This window comes from Marichromatium sp. PS1, from assembly GCF_041155115.1.
In the GTDB taxonomy this organism is placed as follows: Bacteria; Pseudomonadota; Gammaproteobacteria; order Chromatiales; family Chromatiaceae; genus Marichromatium; species Marichromatium gracile.
The window spans coordinates 27,501-44,297 of the sequence record NZ_BAAFHB010000006.1; the positions used below are offsets into that span (position 1 = coordinate 27,501).

At 68.1% G+C, this 16,797-nt stretch carries 15 protein-coding genes (1 of these 15 cut by a window edge); 13 read left to right on the plus strand and 2 right to left on the minus strand.

Features of this window, described 5'->3' with window-relative positions:
• From rlmKL to ccmI, 10 genes are all read left to right on the plus strand, one after another.
• Positions 1–1,523: the 3' portion of a bifunctional 23S rRNA (guanine(2069)-N(7))-methyltransferase RlmK/23S rRNA (guanine(2445)-N(2))-methyltransferase RlmL gene (gene rlmKL / locus ACAM26_RS15770; protein WP_369614071.1), read on the plus strand. The gene continues 664 nt to the left of window position 1, outside the view; the window shows 1,523 of its 2,187 coding nt (coding positions 665–2,187); its start codon lies beyond the left edge, outside the window; it ends in the stop codon at positions 1,521–1,523.
• A gap of 128 nt (positions 1,524–1,651) precedes the next feature.
• Complete coding sequence (gene ccmA / locus ACAM26_RS15775; RefSeq protein ID WP_369614072.1) at positions 1,652–2,269, plus strand: cytochrome c biogenesis heme-transporting ATPase CcmA; 618 nt, start codon at positions 1,652–1,654, stop codon at positions 2,267–2,269.
• Positions 2,270–2,276: 7 nt separating this feature from the next.
• The gene (gene ccmB, locus ACAM26_RS15780) at positions 2,277–2,951 is read left to right on the plus strand and encodes a heme exporter protein CcmB (RefSeq protein WP_123140732.1); all 675 of its coding nucleotides are present in this window, start codon (positions 2,277–2,279) and stop codon (positions 2,949–2,951) included.
• A 27-nt stretch (positions 2,952–2,978) separates the two neighbouring features.
• On the plus strand, positions 2,979–3,737 hold the full coding sequence (gene ccsA, locus ACAM26_RS15785) for a cytochrome c biogenesis protein CcsA (RefSeq protein WP_123140731.1): 759 nt from the start codon (positions 2,979–2,981) through the stop codon (positions 3,735–3,737).
• A complete protein-coding gene (gene ccmD / locus ACAM26_RS15790; protein WP_005221019.1) occupies positions 3,734–3,907 on the plus strand; it encodes a heme exporter protein CcmD in 174 nt (57 codons plus the stop codon). Before ccsA ends, ccmD begins: the two co-directional genes overlap by 4 nt.
• A complete protein-coding gene (gene ccmE, locus ACAM26_RS15795) occupies positions 3,904–4,371 on the plus strand; it encodes a cytochrome c maturation protein CcmE (RefSeq protein ID WP_123140730.1) in 468 nt (155 codons plus the stop codon). Before ccmD ends, ccmE begins: the two co-directional genes overlap by 4 nt.
• Positions 4,371–6,356 carry a heme lyase CcmF/NrfE family subunit gene (locus tag ACAM26_RS15800; RefSeq protein ID WP_132230507.1) on the plus strand — a complete coding sequence of 662 codons (1,986 nt, stop codon included), beginning with the start codon at positions 4,371–4,373 and terminating at the stop codon, positions 6,354–6,356. Before ccmE ends, ACAM26_RS15800 begins: the two co-directional genes overlap by 1 nt.
• A gap of 22 nt (positions 6,357–6,378) precedes the next feature.
• A complete protein-coding gene (locus tag ACAM26_RS15805) occupies positions 6,379–6,924 on the plus strand; it encodes a DsbE family thiol:disulfide interchange protein (protein WP_123140739.1) in 546 nt (181 codons plus the stop codon).
• Entirely contained in the window at positions 6,921–7,415 is a 495-nt protein-coding gene (locus ACAM26_RS15810; RefSeq protein ID WP_123140728.1) for a cytochrome c-type biogenesis protein, read from the plus strand. The genes ACAM26_RS15805 and ACAM26_RS15810 overlap by 4 nt, the downstream gene beginning before the upstream one ends.
• A gap of 6 nt (positions 7,416–7,421) precedes the next feature.
• Entirely contained in the window at positions 7,422–8,711 is a 1,290-nt protein-coding gene (ccmI, locus tag ACAM26_RS15815; protein WP_132230505.1) for a c-type cytochrome biogenesis protein CcmI, read from the plus strand.
• Positions 8,712–8,768: 57 nt separating this feature from the next.
• On the opposite strand, the gene ACAM26_RS15820 is transcribed toward ccmI, so the two are convergent.
• Entirely contained in the window at positions 8,769–9,248 is a 480-nt protein-coding gene (locus ACAM26_RS15820; RefSeq protein ID WP_123140726.1) for a YbhB/YbcL family Raf kinase inhibitor-like protein, read from the minus strand.
• Positions 9,249–9,630: 382 nt separating this feature from the next.
• On the opposite strand from ACAM26_RS15820, the gene fusA reads away from it, so the two are divergent.
• Positions 9,631–11,679, plus strand: a complete 2,049-nt coding sequence (gene fusA, locus ACAM26_RS15825; RefSeq protein ID WP_369614073.1) for an elongation factor G — start codon at positions 9,631–9,633, stop codon at positions 11,677–11,679.
• Here the strand turns inward: fusA and ACAM26_RS15830 are convergent.
• Entirely contained in the window at positions 11,676–13,244 is a 1,569-nt protein-coding gene (locus tag ACAM26_RS15830) for a GAF domain-containing protein (protein ID WP_369614074.1), read from the minus strand. The genes fusA and ACAM26_RS15830 overlap by 4 nt on opposite strands.
• A 93-nt stretch (positions 13,245–13,337) precedes the next feature.
• Here ACAM26_RS15830 and ACAM26_RS15835 point away from each other — a divergent pair, with 93 nt between their 5' ends.
• Together ACAM26_RS15835 and aceE are read left to right on the plus strand one after the other, a co-directional pair.
• Positions 13,338–13,997: a biliverdin-producing heme oxygenase gene (locus tag ACAM26_RS15835; RefSeq protein ID WP_190287934.1), complete on the plus strand. Its 660-nt coding sequence runs from the start codon at positions 13,338–13,340 to the stop codon at positions 13,995–13,997.
• A 127-nt stretch (positions 13,998–14,124) separates the two neighbouring features.
• On the plus strand, positions 14,125–16,779 hold the full coding sequence (gene aceE / locus ACAM26_RS15840; protein WP_369614075.1) for a pyruvate dehydrogenase (acetyl-transferring), homodimeric type: 2,655 nt from the start codon (positions 14,125–14,127) through the stop codon (positions 16,777–16,779).
• Positions 16,780–16,797: the final 18 nt, after the last annotated feature.

The following is a 16,797-nucleotide window of genomic DNA, read 5'->3' on the forward strand; positions in this document are numbered from 1 at the left end:
CGGGCCTGCTGCGCGAACACTTCGGTTTCCTCGGCTGGTCGGCGCACCAGCCCGAGGTGTGGGCGGCACTGTGCGAGGAGGCGCGCGCGCGCGCCGAGACCGGGCGCGAACGCGTCGGCACCCTGCGCGGCTACGACTGCAACCCCAACGCCATCCGCGTGGCGATCGACGATCTGGCGCTGGCCGGGCTCACCGGCCTCGCACACTTCGAGCGACGCGAGCTGAGCGACTGCCAGCCGGTGCACGCCGAGGATCGCGGGCTGGTGATCGTCAACCCGCCCTATGGCGAGCGCCTCGGCGCCGACGACGACCTCGAGGCGCTCTACGCGCGACTCGGCTCGGTGCTGCGCGAGCGCTTCCTCGGCTGGCGGGCGGCGGTGTTCACCGGCTCGCCCGAGCTCGGTCACCAGCTCGGGCTGCGCGCACACCGCACCCACACCCTCTACAATGGCCCGATCGAGTGCCGCCTGCTGCACTTCCAGATCGAGGCCGAGCGCTTCGCCACCAACCGCCCGCGCCCGCTGCCGCCGGAGTCGCTCGGCCCCGGCGCCGAGATGTTCGCCAACCGACTGCGCAAGAACCTCAAGGCGCTGCGCAAGTGGTGCAAGCGCGAGGCGATCGACTGCTACCGTCTCTATGACGCCGATCTGCCCGAGTACGCCTTCGCCATCGACGTCTACGGCGGCGTCGACGGACGCTGGGTCAACGTCCAGGAGTACGCCCCGCCGGCGAGTGTCGATCAGAAGCGCGCGCGACTGCGCGCCCGCGAGGCGATGACGATGATCCCCGAGGTGCTCGAGATCCCCGCCGGTCAGGTCCATTTCAAGGTCCGTCGCCAGCAGAAGGGCGCCAGCCAGTACGAGCGCATCGCCGAGACCCGCCGCTTCCATGAGGTCGCCGAGGGCGGGCACCGCTTCCTGGTCAACTTCGAGGACTATCTCGACACCGGCCTGTTTCTCGATCATCGCGATACCCGCGCCCTGGTCGGGCGGCTGGCCGCAGGCGCGCGCTTCCTCAACCTCTTTGCCTATACCGCCAGCGCCACCGTCTATGCCGCGCGCGGCGGCGCGCGCTCCACCACCACGGTGGACATGTCGCGCACCTATCTCGACTGGGCCGAGCGCAATCTGGTGCTCAACGACATCGGCGGGCACGACCACACCCTGGTCCAGGCCGACTGTCTGCAGTGGATCGAACGTCATGCCGGACGACGCGAATTCGACCTGATCTTCCTCGATCCGCCGAGCTTCTCCAGCTCCAAGCGGATGCAGGGCACCTTCGACGTGCAGCGCGATCATGTCGACCTGATCGCGGCAACGATGCGCCTGCTCGCCCCTACGGGCACGCTGATCTTCTCCAACAACCGCCGCGGCTTCCGCATGGACCACACCGCCCTGCCCTGGCTCGAGATCACCGACCTCACCGCGCAGACCCTACCCCACGACTTCGCGCGCAACCCGCGCATCCACAACTGCTGGCAGATCCGCCGCCGCGACCCGGCGCGAGGCAGCGATGTTGAGTAATACGTCACCAGCGTTTAAGGTTGCCGGCTCGACCCGGCGGCCCGCGGCGGCCCGCCAGACGTCAGAACCGGGCGCGCCCGCCCCGTGCGGGGGCTGCGCCGCAGCAATGGACCGGACCCCTGAACGACATGCTTGAGGTAGTGCAGCTCGAATGCCGACGCGGTGATCGGCTGCTCTTCAGCGCGCTGGACGTCGAGGTCGGGGGCGGCACCCTGCTGCACGTGCGCGGTCGCAACGGCAGCGGCAAGACCACCCTGCTGCGCGCACTCTGCGGCCTGTTCACCCCGGAGCGCGGCGAGATCCGCTGGCGCGGCACCTCGATCACCGAACTCGGTGACGAGTACCACCGCGACCTCCTCTACTTCGGCCACCTCAACGGCATCAAGGGCGACCTGACCGGGGTCGAGAACCTGCGCGTCACCACCACCCTCGACGGCGCTCGCCTCGACGAGCAGGCGCTGTGGGCGGCGCTCGCGCGCATCGGTCTGCAGGGCTTCGAGGATCTGCCGACGCGGATGCTCTCGCAGGGGCAGAAGAAGCGGGTGGCGCTGGCGCGCTTGGTACTCAGCCGCGCGCCGCTGTGGGTGCTCGACGAGCCCTTCACCGCGCTCGACACCGCTGCCGTGGCGCTGCTCGAGACGTTGATCGCCGAGCACGTCGCCGGCGGCGGCATCGTCGTGCTCACCACCCATCAGGACGTGCCCCTGACCTCGGGGCAGGTCGCGCGACTCGACCTCGGGAGCTGAACCACCGGTGTTGCGACTCTTCTGGTGCATCCTCTCGCGCGACCTCACCCTCGCGCTCAGACGCGGCACGGACGTGCTGACCAGTCTGTTCTTCTTCGTCATCGTGGTGAGCCTCTTCCCGCTCGGCGTCGGTACCGAGCGCGAGGTGCTGCAGACGCTCGGCCCGGGCGTGGTCTGGGTGGCGGCGCTGCTCGCCTCGATGCTCGCACTCGAACGGCTGTTCGCCGCCGATCATGTCGACGGCACCCTCGAGCAGATGCTGCTCACCGATCAGCCGCGCGCGCTGCTGGTGCTGGCCAAGATCACCGCTCACTGGCTGCTCACCGGGCTGCCGCTGGTGCTGATCGCCCCGCTGGTGGGGATGCAGTACCACCTCACCGGCGCCGCCGTCGGGGTGATGATGCTCACCCTGCTGATCGGCACCCCGGTACTCAGCCTGCTCGGGGCGATCGGCGCGGCGCTGACCCTGGGGCTGCGCGGCGGCGGCATCCTGCTGGCGCTGCTGATCCTGCCGCTCTACATCCCGGTGCTGGTCTACGGCGCCGGGGCGATCGACGTCGCCGCCACGGTCTCGGTCGCCGACACCCGGCCCTACTTCGAGCTGCTCGGCGCCTTCCTGCTGGTGACATTGGTCTTCGCCCCGGTGGCCGCCGCCGCCGCGCTCAAGATCTCACTCGAATAAACCCTCAAGCGAACGCAGACACCCGCCATGGCACTGAACTGGTTCAAATTCGCCTCGCCCGCCTCCTTCTACCCGATCGCCGGCAGGCTGGTCCCGGCCTTCTGGATCATCACCCTGATCCTGCTCGGGCTCGGGCTCTACTGGGGCTTCTTCGAGACCGCCGACCGACTCGGCGGCAGCAATGCCCAGAAGGAGTACTACCGCATCATCTTCATCCACGTGCCGGCGGCCTGGATGTCGATGTGGCTCTACGTGGTGATGGTCGGCTGGGCGGCGATCGGACTGGTGTTCAACACCCGGTTGTCGTTCATGATGGCCAATGCCGTCGCCCCCACCGGCGCGATCTTCACCTTCCTCGCACTGTGGACCGGGGCCTTCTGGGGCCGACCGAGCTGGGGCACCTACTGGGACTGGGACCCGCGCCTGACCTCCGAGCTGGTGCTGTTCTTCCTCTACATCGGCTATATCGCGCTGCACTCGGCGATCGACGACGTGCGCCGCGCCGATCGCGCCGCGGCGCTGCTGGCGATCGTCGGGCTGATCATGGTCCCGGTGATCTTCTGGTCGATCAACTGCCCCGATCCCAACCAGTGCGCCGCGCTGCACCAGCGCTCCGACCTCACCCAGATCGACGCCAACATCCTCTTCGCGATGCTGGCGATGACCTTCGGATTCTGGACCTATTCCTTCGCCACCAGCTTCATGCGACTACGCGGCATCATCCTGCAGCGTGAGTCCGAGAGCGCCTGGGTGCGCGACCTGCTCGACACGGGGGACAAGGCATGAGCGACTTCTTCGCCCAGGGCGGCTACGCCTTCTTCGTCTGGGGGGCCTACGGCATGACCGCCCTCCTGCTGGTGATCGAGGTGCTGCAGTTGCGCGCGCGCCAGCGAACCATTCGCGCCCGGCTCGGTCGATTGATGCGGATTCGTGACGCAGGAGCCAACGATCAATGAAACCCCGACAGAAACGCCTACTGTTCGTCGCCCTGGCCATCGTCGGTGTCGGCACCGCCGCCACCCTGGCGCTGACCGCGCTCAACAGCAACATCTCCTACTTTTTCAGCCCGACCCAGGTGCTGGCCAACGAGGCCCCCCAGGATCGCGTCTTCCGCCTCGGTGGACTGGTCACCGAGGGCAGCATCGCGCGCCAGGAGGACGGGCTGACGGTGCACTTCGATGTCACCGACAACGCCGAGACCGTCACCGTCGCCTATACCGGCATTCTCCCCGACCTGTTCAGCGAAGGTCAGGGCGTGGTCACCAAGGGACGGCTCGGCCCCGACGGCGTGTTCTACGCCGACGAGGTCCTCGCCAAGCACGATGAAAGCTACATGCCCCCCGAGGTCGAGAGCACCCTGCAGACGGCCCAGGCCGAGGGTGCATCGGACACCGCGGAGACGGCCGGAGTATCCAACTGATGGTTCCTGAACTCGGGCACTTCGCCCTGATCCTCGCCCTCGCGATCACCTTGGTGCAGGCGGTGCTGCCGCTGGCCGGCTCGTTCACCGGCAACCGCACCTGGATGGTGATGGCGCGCCCGCTGGCCTGGGGTCAGCTCACCTTCATCGGCATCGCCTTCGGCTGTCTGCTGCTGGCCTTTCTCACCGACGACTTCTCGGTGATCTACGTCGCCAGCAACTCCAACACCCTGATGCCGCTGATCTACAAGGTCTCGGCGATCTGGGGCGCACACGAGGGCTCGCTGCTGCTCTGGGCGCTGATGCTCGCCGGCTGGGGCGCGGCGGTGGCCGCCTACAGCAACAACCTGCCGCTGCCGATGGTGGCGCGGGTGCTGGCGGTGATGGGCATGGTGGCGATCGGCTTCCTGCTGTTCATGCTGCTGACCTCCAACCCCTTCGAGCGCATCTATCCCGCACCGCTCGAGGGCCGCGACCTCAATCCGCTGCTCCAGGACCCGGGGCTGGCGATCCATCCGCCGATGCTCTACATGGGCTATGTCGGCTTCTCGGTGGCCTTCGCCTTCGCCATCGCCGCGCTGATCGGCGGCAAGCTCGATGCGGCCTGGGCGCGCTGGTCGCGCCCCTGGACCACCGTTGCCTGGGTCTTTCTCACCATCGGCATCGCGCTCGGCTCCTGGTGGGCCTATTACGAGCTCGGCTGGGGCGGCTGGTGGTTCTGGGACCCGGTCGAGAACGCTTCCTTCATGCCCTGGCTGGTCGGCACCGCGCTGATCCACTCGCTGGCGGTCACCGAGAAGCGCGCGGCCTTCAAGAGCTGGACCGTGCTGCTCGCCATCTCGGCCTTCTCGCTGTCGCTGCTCGGCACCTTCCTGGTGCGCTCCGGGGTGCTGACCTCGGTGCACGCCTTTGCCACCGATCCAACGCGCGGCTCCTTCATCCTGCTGTTCCTCTGCGTGGTGATCGGCGGCTCGCTCGCGCTCTACGCTTGGCGCGCGGCCGACATCTCCGGCGGCGGGCGCTTCGACCTGCTCTCGCGCGAGAGCTTCCTGCTGGTCAACAACCTGCTGTTCGCCACCCTCACCGTGCTGGTGCTGTTCGGCACCCTGGCGCCGCTGATCTACGAGGCCGCCGGCTGGGGCAAGATCTCGGTCGGCTTCCCCTGGTTCAACAAGATGTTCGTCGCGCTCTCGCCACTGCTGGTGCTGGCCACCGGGGTCGGTCCCAACACCCGCTGGAAGCATGACGAGCCGGTGCGACTGCTGCGCGCGCTGTGGCTCGCCGCCGGGCTCGGCATCGCCGCCTTCCTGCTGGTCTCCTGGCCCGGCTTCTCGGCGCGCGACATCGGTGTCGGCCTGGGCATCGGCATGAGCCTGTGGCTGGTGGTCACCCATCTGGCCAGCCTGCTCGATCGTCTCAAGCACAAGGGCGGGCTGCGCGCGCTGCGCCGCGACATCAACCCCAGCAGTCGCAGCTACTACGGCATGCTGCTGGCGCACCTGGGGCTGGCGGTGTTCATCGTCGGCGTCACCCTGGTCTCCAACGACGGCGCCGAGACCGACGTGCGGATGTCGCCGGGCGACGTCCACGAGGCCTCCGGCTACCGCTTCCTGTTCAACGGCGTCACCCCGGTCGAGGGCCCCAACTACACCGCCCAGCGCGGCGAGTTCGTGGTCTACGACGGCGAGCGCGAGATCGCCGTGCTCCACCCCGAGAAGCGTCGCTATGTCTCCGGCGGCATGCCGTTGACCGAGGCGGCGATCGACGCCGGGCTGCTGCGCGACATCTATGTCTCGCTCGGCGAGCCGATCGGCAACAGCGGCGACTGGGCGCTGCGTCTCTACTACAAGCCCTATGTCCGCTGGATCTGGCTGGGCGCCATCCTGATGGCGCTCGGCGGCGTGCTCGCCGCCAGCGACCGGCGCTATCGCAGCGTTCGCAACCGCGCCACCGCGCCGTCCGGCGCGGCGACGAGCGCCGCCTGACCCAGACCCGCAAGGTATGCAGATGAAAGGTTCAAAAACCCGCGCACTGATCCCGCTGGGGATCTTCCTGGTCCTCGCCGCGCTGCTCTTCTACGGGCTGCAGCTCGACCCGCGCAAGGTCCCCTCGCCACTGGTGGGCAAGCCCGCGCCCGAGTTCGACCTGCCCTCGCTGAAGGACCCGCAGCAGCGACTCGATCGCGAACTGCTGCTCGGCGAGGTCTCGCTGGTCAACGTCTGGGCCTCGTGGTGCCCGTCCTGCCGCCAGGAGCACGCCGAGCTGCTGCGCATCGCCCGCGAGCACGGCGTCCGCGTGATCGGCTTCAACTGGAAGGACGACCGCGCCAGCGCGCTGCTGATGCTGCGCCAGTACGGCAACCCCTATACCGTCTCGCTCTACGACCCGGACAACGAGGCCGGCATCGACTGGGGCGTCTACGGCGCCCCGGAGACCTTCGTGGTCGACCCCGAGGGCATCATCCGTCACAAGGAGATCGGTCCCATCACCCCCGAGGTGTGGGAGGAGAAGATCCGTCCGATCGTCGAGCAGTATCGCGCGAGGAACTCATGAAGCGTCGTCACCACCGTCCACTGCTCGCCGGGATGGCACTCGCCGGCGCCCTGCTCGCCGGCACCGCCCAGGGCTACACCCTCGAGGAGTTCACCTTCGAGGACCCGAACCAGTTCGAGGACTTCCGCGACCTGATCAGCGAGTTGCGCTGTCTGGTCTGTCAGAACGAATCGCTCGCCGGCTCCCAGGCCGGGGTCGCCCAGGACCTGCGCGAGGAGGTCTACGCGATGATGCGCGAGGGTCAGAGTCGCAAGGAGGTCGTCGACTTCCTGGTCGCCCGCTACGGCGACTTCGTGCTCTACGATCCGCCGATCAAGCCCTCGACCTATATCCTCTGGTTCGGCCCCTTCGTACTGGTCGGCGGCGCCGGGCTGCTGCTGTGGCGCGCGATCAGACGCAAGAAGGCCGAGCCCGAGCAGGACCTCACCGCGGACGAACGCGCCCGACTCCAGCAACTGATCGCCTCGCGCGACGACGAGCAACGAGACTAGCGCCCCATGATCATCTTCTGGATACTCGCCGCCGGGCTGATCGGCCTGGCCTTCCTCTTCGTCGTCATGCCGCTGCTGCGTCCGACCCCGGAGCAACATGAGCCCGCCCAGGACGCGCTCAATCTCGAGGTCTTCCGCCAGCGATTGCAGGAACTCGACGCCGACCTCGAGTCCGGCTATCTCGACCGTGCCCGCTACGACGCTGCGCGTCACGACCTCGAGCGTGACCTGCTCCACGACGTCGACGGCAGTCAGCCGGTCGACGCGCACGGCGCCTCGCGGTTCGGACGCTGGACGCTGGCGCTGCTGCTCGCGCTGGCGCTCCCCGGCACCGCCACCCTGCTCTATCTGCAGCTTGGCGAACCGACGGTGATCGAGCGCATGGAACTGGCCGCGCGCGGCCTGCCCGCCGAGGACCAGGGCGCCGATCAATCGATGGAGGTGCTGGTACAGCGCCTGGCCAAGCGCCTCGAGGACAACCCCGACGACGTCGAGGGCTGGCTGATGATGGGGCGGACCTACTTCGCCCTGAAGCGCCCGGAGGACGGACTCGAGGCGGTGGCCAGCGCTTACCGGCTCGCCCCCGAGCGACTCGACGTGATGCTCGCCTATGCCGAGGCGATCGCCGCCAACCGCCCCGATCGCAGTCTCGAGGGCAAGCCCGCCGAGCTGGTGCGCGCGGCGCTCGAACTCGACCCGCAGAACGTCAACGCCCGCTGGCTGGCCGGATTGATGGCCTTCCAGCACGGCCAGTTCCAGGCCGCCGCGGTCGCCTGGCAGAAGATCCTCGACGAGTTCGAGCCCGGCAGCCAGGAGGCCGCCGAGCTGCAGGAGATGGTCGACGAGGCACGCCGCCGTGCCGGCATCGCCGCAGCCAAGGCCGCGACCGAGGAGCCGGTCGCTGTCCCGGTCGAGGGGTCGAGCGATGAGTCAACGGAGGCCGTCGGCGCCGAACGCATCGAGGTGAGCGTGAGCCTGGACCCGGCGCTTGCCGCCGAGGTCGCCGCCGAGGACACCGTCTTCGTGTTCGCCCGCGCCACCTCCGGCCCGGCGATGCCGCTGGCCGCCCAGCGGTTGCAGGCCGGATCGCTGCCGGCCACGCTCGCCCTCGACGACAGCATGGCGATGGCCCCGGGGATGCGTCTCTCGGCCCACGCCGAGATCCAGGTCACCGCCCGAATCTCGCGCAGCGGCGAGGCGGCACCGCAGCCCGGAGATCTAGAGGGTCAAAGCGAAACGATCGATACCCGCGAGACCACCGCCACTGCGGTCGTCATCGATCGCGCCCTGCCCTGAGCGCGCAGCGGCGCCGGCGCGCGGCACCCGCCGCGCGCCACCTGCCCTCATCCACCCTCACTCCTCGCCATAGACCCCGACCAACATCGCGCGAGCGATGATGTGCTCCTCCATCGCCAGCAGCAGCCGATCCTTGGTCGGCGTCCCCAGCTCATCGGGCAGACGGGTATCGAGGGCATAGAGACGGTGGAAATAACGATGTCGACCGACCGGCGGGCAGGGCCCGCCGTAACCCGTCCGCCCCCAGCTGTTGAGGCCCTGGCCGACACCCGGCGGCAGGCCGGTCGTCGGGTCCACCCCCTCGACCAGCTCACGGCACGTCGGCGGCAGATTGAAAAGCACCCAGTGGTCCCATACCATCCTTGGCGCTGCCGGATCCGGCGCATCCGGGTCATCGACGATCAGCACCAGGCTCCGTGTGCCCTCCGGAGGATCGGACCAGCACAGCGGCGGAGATCGGTCCTCGCCATGACACGTCAGACGCGCCGGGATCTCCCCGCCATCGACAAAGGCGGCGGATTTGAGAACGAGTTCCATAGCCAATCTCCGGTTCTGTGCTAGCCTTCTGGCTCAAGGATCGAGGCGAGAGACATTTCGATCATCGCCTTGATTATCGTCCATTCGACGGAATGGTCCATGGCACCAGGACGGTGACTCCATCCATCGGCCTGGCGCCACAGCATCGAGGGAATCCGCCCCCAAGTGATGCGGATCCCTGACAGACTGTGCGTCCTTCGGCGGCCGATCGGCCGCCTCTTTTTATCCACTCCATCCCGATTGATCTGGCGCACCCCGCGCGGCGATTCAATCCCACCCCGCCGATCCCCCGGTGATTGCCATCTATACTCCCTGTCATGACACCATTGCTGCGACGCGATCCCGCGCCCCTGCAACGTGCTGCACAACGACAGGAGCAACGATGTCCGACCACAATGCTGATGACGTCCGCAATATCGCCCTGATCGGTCATGCCGGTGCCGGCAAGACCTCCCTGGCCGAGGCGCTGCTTGCAGCGACCGGCGCAACCCCCGCCGCCACGGCCGCCGAGCGCGGTCCTGCGGTCTGCGACCAGGATCCACGCGAACAGGCGCTCGGACACTCGATCGACGCGGCCATCGTCGGCTTCCCCATCGAAGCGCGCCGGGTCAACCTGATCGACACCCCGGGGCTGCCCGACCTGCTCGGGCGCAGCCTGGCGGTCCTGCCCGCGGTCGAGACCGCCGCCCTGGTGATCAACGCCCAGGCCGGGATCGAGCCGATGACCGCCCGACTGATGAAGATGCTCGACGGTCGCGGGCTCTGCCGGATGATCATCGTCAACCAGATCGATGCAGCCGATCTCGATCTCGGCGCACTGACCGAGCAGATTCGCGACGGCTTCGGCCCGGCCTGCCTGCCGATCAACCTGCCTGCAGGGGGCGGCGAACGGGTCGCCGACTGCTTCTTCAACCCGGCGGAGAATGCCACCGACTTCTCCTCGGTGAGCGCGGCCCACGAGCAGATCGTCGACCAGGTGGTCGAGCTCGACGAGGCGCTGATGGAGACCTATCTCGAACAGGGTCAGACCCTCGCGCCCGAGCAACTTCATGACCCCTTCGAAGCGGCGCTGCGCGACACCCACCTGATTCCGATCTGCTTCGTCTCGGCACGCACCGGGGCCGGCATCCCCGAGCTGCTCGAGGTGATCGCCCGGCTGATGCCCAACCCCGCCGAGGGCAACCCGCCGGCCTTCCTCAAGGGCGAGGGCGAGGCGGCCGAGCCGGTCGCCGTCAGTCCCGACCCCGAGCGTCACGCCATCGCCCATGTGTTCAAGGTGCTCAACGACCCCTACCGCGGTCGACTCGGCATCTTCCGCATCCACCAGGGACGCATCACCCCGACCAGCGCACTGTTCGTCGGCGACGCGCGCAAGCCGTTCAAGGTCACCCATCTCTACCGGCTGCAGGGCAGAGAGTTGATCGAGGTCGAGGACGGGGTACCGGGTGACATCCTCGCCGTCTCCCGGGTCGACGAGGTCCATCTCGACGCCGTGCTGCACGACTCGCACGACGAGGATCACTTCCACCTCGCCCGTACCGACTACCCGATCCCGCTCCACGGACTGGCGATCACGCCGAGTCGTCGCGGCGACGAGCAGAAGCTCACCGAGGCGCTGCACAAGCTCCAGGACGAGGACCCCTGCTTCAAGGTCGATCATCACGCCGCGACCAACGAGACGGTGATCCGCGGACTCGGCGCCTTTCACCTCAAGCTGCTGATCGAGCGCCTCGCCGACCAGTTCCACGTCGAGGTCGATACCCGACCGCCGCGCATCCCCTATCGCGAGACCATCACCGCCCCCGCCGAGGGACACTATCGGCACAAGAAGCAGACCGGTGGCGCGGGTCAGTTCGGCGAGGTCTACCTGCGCATCGAGCCGACCCCGCGCGGCACGGGATTCCGCTTCGTCGACGCGGTGGTGGGCGGCGCCATCCCCGGCAACTTCATCCCCTCGATCGAGAAGGGGGTACGCCAGGTCCTCGACGAAGGGGTGATCGCCGGCTACCCGCTGCAGGACATCCAGGTCACCGTCTATGACGGCAAGTCGCACGCCGTCGACTCCAAGGAGATCGCCTTCGTCACCGCCGCGCGCAAGGCCTTCGTCGCCGCCGTCGAACAGGCCCGTCCGGCGATCCTCGAACCCATCGTGCAGATCCGCATCAGCGCCCAGGAGCAGGCGATGGGCGACCTCGCCGGCGATCTTGCGGGACGACGCGGTCGCATCAGCGGCAGCGAGACCAGGTCCCAGGGGCGAGTGGTGATCGAGGGCGAGGTGCCGCTGGCCGAACTCGAGGGCTATGAGTCACGGCTCAAGGCGATCACCGGCGGCGAGGGGGTCTACAGCATCGAGTTCAGCCACTACGAGCCGGTCGGTGCGGCGATCCAGCGGCAACTGATCGAGACGCACCAGCAGGAGGATCGGACCTAGCCTGCACCGAGCGCACCGAGCAGATCGGCGTTGATGGCGTGGAGGATCAGTCCACGGAACCTCTTCGCCCGCAACAGCTCGCGCTCGCCCCAGGGCTCGGCCTGGCCGGAGGTGACCTCGACCCAACGCGCGAACGAGGCGCGTGGCGAGAGCTCGCCATCGCCCGATCGCACCAGCGCGTCCTTGCGTGGATCGCCCGCCCAGTGCACCTCCTGCGGCTGCTCCGGGCGCCACCACAGAAAGGTGCGCGAGACAGAGACACCGGCGCGCTCGACCCGTACCGCGAGCAATCCGCTGCCGCGATCGCGCCACTCCCGCGCCGGCGGATAGTGCTCGGCAAGCGCCGCGGTGGCGAACACCGTCGGCGTCTCGCTCGCCTCCAGCCAACGACACAGCGCGAGGAGCGCCGCGCACGGCGGCGTCTGGCCGAAGGTCGTGCAGCGCTCACCGTCGATCAACGCCGCGCCGCTCGCGCCGACGAGCGCCAGCAACTGCCCGGCAAGTGAGCCCTCCCCCGCCGTCGCCACCGATTCGATGTTGCCACCACTGCCGAGCCGCTCGACCAGCGCGGCGATCTCGCGATCGCTCTCGCTGACGTCCATCAGTCGCCGCGTGCTCTGATAACCGTAGATGGCCAGGGTGAAGGCGCGCGCCATCTCGGCGCAGCGCGCGCGCAACGCCGGCGCCAGCTGCGCGGGCTGGTCGTGGTGACAGGCGATCAGCCCCCACAGCCGCCCGGAGACGACCAGCGAGAAGGAGAGCGAGGCGCTCACCCCCATGTTGCGCAGATAGGTCAGGTGCACCGGCGAGACGGCGCGCAGCTCGGACAGGGTCAGGTCGGCGAGCGTCCCCTCGGGATCGGCGAGCAACGGCACCGGCGCTGCCGCGATGTCGGGGATCTGGCGATGGGGATTGAGCAGATACAGACGACGGGCGATCTGCGGGATGTCCGAGGCCGGGTAGCGCAGCCCGAGATAGGGATCGAGCCCTTCTCGCAGACTCTCGGCGACGACCTCGCCGCAGTCGTCGTCGCGGAAGCGATAGAGCAGCACCCGCGAGAAACCGGTGATGTGGCGCAGCGTATCGACCAGGAACTGACACTGACGCGACCAGTCCTCGGCGCTATAGGGCATGCGATAGAGCTGATGGGGAACGGGCCGATAGGCCGCGTGACGCTCGGTGGGCGCAAGCGCCGGCTCGAACTCCAGCAGCCAGGTCTCGGCGCTGCAGGAGAGCAGCGCATCGAGCGCACCCCGCGGACCGATGCAGAGATCTGGATAGAACCGCTTGTCGCTGCTCGGACGCAACCACGCATCGTCGCCGCCCTCCTCGGTACCCGGCTCGCTCGGCGGCGGGAAGTCGGGGAGCAGCGAGGTCAACAGCCGCCCGAGCACCGCTTGCGCTTCCTCGCCGAGCCAGTGCGCCAGATTGGCGCTGGCGAAGCGGATCCGCGCATCGCCGGGACGACCGCCGAGCAGCGCTCCGCACGGCTGGATCGACTGCGCGCGCTGCAGTTGCTCGCGTTCGCACTCGGCGATGAACCCCTGTGTCGCCAGCTCACTCATCTCTCCGACCCTCTCGAACGATCATGCCCGCCATCGACGTCACAGGGCCAATGCTACACTGCCTGTGCCCTCATGGAGCTGGAGCGCGCCGCGATGAGCCAAGCCCCCCGACCGATATCGCCTCCCCCCGCCGCCGCCCTGGCGACAGCCCTGCGTCAAGCCACCGCAACCGCGCACCGGGCCGTGGAGACGCTGCCGCTGTCCAGACGCCTCCTCGCCCCCGACCTGACCCTGGACGAATACCGCGACTATCTCTATCGCCTGACCCTGCTCCATCAGGGGCTCGAGCCCCATCTCACCACGATCGTGCCGGACGCGCTGCGACGACGCCTCGGGGCTCGACCACGACTCGCGGCGCTACGCGACGATCTTGCCCGACTCGACACCGAACCACCCGCCCCGCACAACACGCTGCCGGCACGGCTGTGTGCCGAGCAGGGCATCGACTGCGGCATCGGCGCGCTCTATGTCCTCGAAGGCTCGTCACTCGGCGGACAACTGATCGCGCGCCGTCTGCGCGCGCGATTCGGCGCACGCTTCACCGCCACCGAGGCCATCGATCCGTACGGTGCCGCGGTCGGGGCGCGCTGGCGGGCATTCACCCTCACCCTCGACGCACTCGAGCATGAGGGCCGGATCGATCGTCCTCGGGTGCTGCACGGTGCCGTGACCGTCTTCGCCGACATCGCAGGTGCGCTATCCCTCGCGCCCCTTGATATCGGGCGAGCACGGGCGCAGGCAGAGAAGGGATGAAACAGGACAATAGATCAGCGATCGTTAATATTAAGAAAATGGATCATTAGTATTTAATTTCTAGCAAAGGTCAGTATACTGCGACCCTGCTCGTGCGATTGCATTGGACCTTCTTCCGGGAACCGTCATGACCAAGCAGCCCGATATCGACCCCCAGGAAACCCAGGAATGGCTCGACGCGCTCGATGCCGTGTTCGAGAACGAAGGGGTCGACCGCGCCCACTTCCTGCTCGAGCGGCTGATCGACAAGGCGCGCCGCTCCGGGGCCTACCTGCCCTACAGCGCCAACACCGCCTATCTCAACACCATCCCCGTCCACCAGGAGCAACGCTTCCCCGGCGACCTGGCGATGGAGCGGCGCATCCGTTCCTTCGTGCGCTGGAACGCGATGGCGATGGTGATCCAGGCCAACCGGCTGTCGTCCGAACTCGGCGGCCACATCGCCAGCTTCGCCTCCTCGGCCACCCTGCTCGATGTCGCCTACAACCACTTCCTGCGCGCGCGCAGCGAGCAGCACGGCGGCGATCTGGTGTTCCTGCAGGGACACTCGGCCCCAGGCATCTATGCCCGCGCCTACCTCGAGGGACGGATCAGCGAGGATCAGCTCTACAACTTCCGCCAGGAGGTCGACGGCAACGGCCTGCCCTCCTACCCCCACCCCTGGCTGATGCCCGAGTTCTGGCAGTTCCCCACCGTCTCCATGGGGTTGGGACCGCTGATGGCCATCTATCAGGCGCGCTTCATGCGCTATCTCGACCATCGCGGCCTGATCGACAGCGCCGACCGCAAGGTCTGGGCCTTCCTCGGTGACGGCGAAATGGACGAACCCGAGTCGCTCGGCGCGATCTCGCTGGCCGCGCGCGAACGCCTCGACAACCTGGTGTTCGTGGTCAACTGCAACCTGCAGCGACTCGACGGCCCGGTGCGCGGCAACGCCAAGATCATCCAGGAGCTGGAGGCGGTGTTCCGTGGCGCCGGCTGGAACGTCATCAAGGTGGTCTGGGGGCGCTACTGGGACCCGCTGTTCGCCCGCGACAAGCAGGGCCTGCTGCTCAAGCGCATGGAGGAATGTGTCGACGGCGACTATCAGGCCTACAAGGCCAAGGGCGGCGCCTATACCCGCGAGCACTTCTTCGGCAAGTATCCCGAGCTCAAGGAACTGGTCGCCAACATGACCGACGAGGACATCTGGCGACTCAATCGCGGCGGACACGACCCGATCAAGGTCTACAACGCCTATCTCGCGGCGACCACGGCGAACGGCAAGCCCACCGTGATCCTTGCCAAGACGGTCAAGGGCTACGGCATGGGCGTGGCCGGCGAGGGCATGAACATCACCCACTCGCAGAAGAAGATGGGCGAGGTCGCGCTCAAGGCCTTCCGCGATCGCTTCAATATCCCCATCTCCGACGACCAGATCGGTGCCGCGCCCTTCTACAAACCCGCCGACGACAGCCCGGAGATGGCCTATCTGCGCGAGCGCGAGGCCCGGCGCGGCGGCCACCTGCCGGCGCGCAAGGTCGAGGCCCCGGCGCTCGAGATCCCGCCGCTGGAGCGCTTCGAGTCGCTGCTGCAGGGCAGCGGCGAGAAGGAGATGTCGACCACCATGGCCTTCGTGCGGCTGCTCACCCTGATCATCCGCGACCCCGGGATCGGCCGTTATGTCGTCCCCATCGTCCCCGACGAGGCGCGCACCTTCGGCATGGAGGGGATGTTCCGCCAGCTCGGCATCTACTCCTCGCAGGGGCAGCTCTACGAGCCGGTCGACGCCGATCAGGTGATGTTCTACCGCGAGGACAAGCAGGGGCAGATCCTCCAGGAGGGGATCAACGAGGCCGGCGCCATGTCCTCCTGGATCGCCGCGGCCACGGCCTACGCCAACCACGGCCAGAGCATGATCCCCTTCTACATCTACTACTCGATGTTCGGCTTCCAGCGCATCGGCGATCTGGCCTGGGCCGCCGGCGACATGCGCGCGCGCGGCTTCCTCATCGGCGGCACCGCCGGGCGCACCACCCTCGCCGGCGAGGGGCTGCAGCACCAGGACGGTCACAGCCCGGTGCTCGCCGCCACCATCCCCAACTGCATCACCTACGACCCCGCCTACGCCTACGAGCTGGCGGTGATCGTGCAGGACGGGATGCGACGGATGTACCAGGCGCAGGAGGATCGCTTCTACTACATCACCGCGATGAACGAGAACTACGTCCAGCCGCCGATGCCCGAAGGCGCCGAGACCGGCATCCTCAAGGGGCTGCATCGCGTCCATGTCGCCGAGCAGGGCGTGCACCGGGTACAGCTACTCGGCGCCGGCGCCATCCTCCGCGAGACCCTCGCCGCCGCCGAGCTGCTGGCGCGCGACTTCGACATCGCCGCCGACGTGTGGAGCGTGACCAGCTTCAACGAACTGCGCCGCGACGGTATCGACGCCGAGCGCTGGAACCGACTCCACCCCGAGCAGCCCCCGCGCACCAGCTATGTCGAGACCCAGCTCGGCGCCACCGAAGGACCGGTGATCGCCGCCACCGACTATATCCGCGCCTATGCCGAGCAGATCCGCCCGCACGTCCCGCGCGCCTATGTCACCCTCGGCACCGATGGCTTCGGGCGCAGCGATACCCGCAGCCAGCTGCGCCGCTTCTTCGAGGTCAATCGCCACTATGTCGCGCTGGCCGCGCTCAAGGCCCTCGCCGACGCCGGCACCATCCCACCGGCGCGGGTCAGCGAGGCGATCGAACGCTACCGGATCGACCCGGAGAAGCCCAACCCGACGACGGTCTGAGACCGCCCGCACAGCATT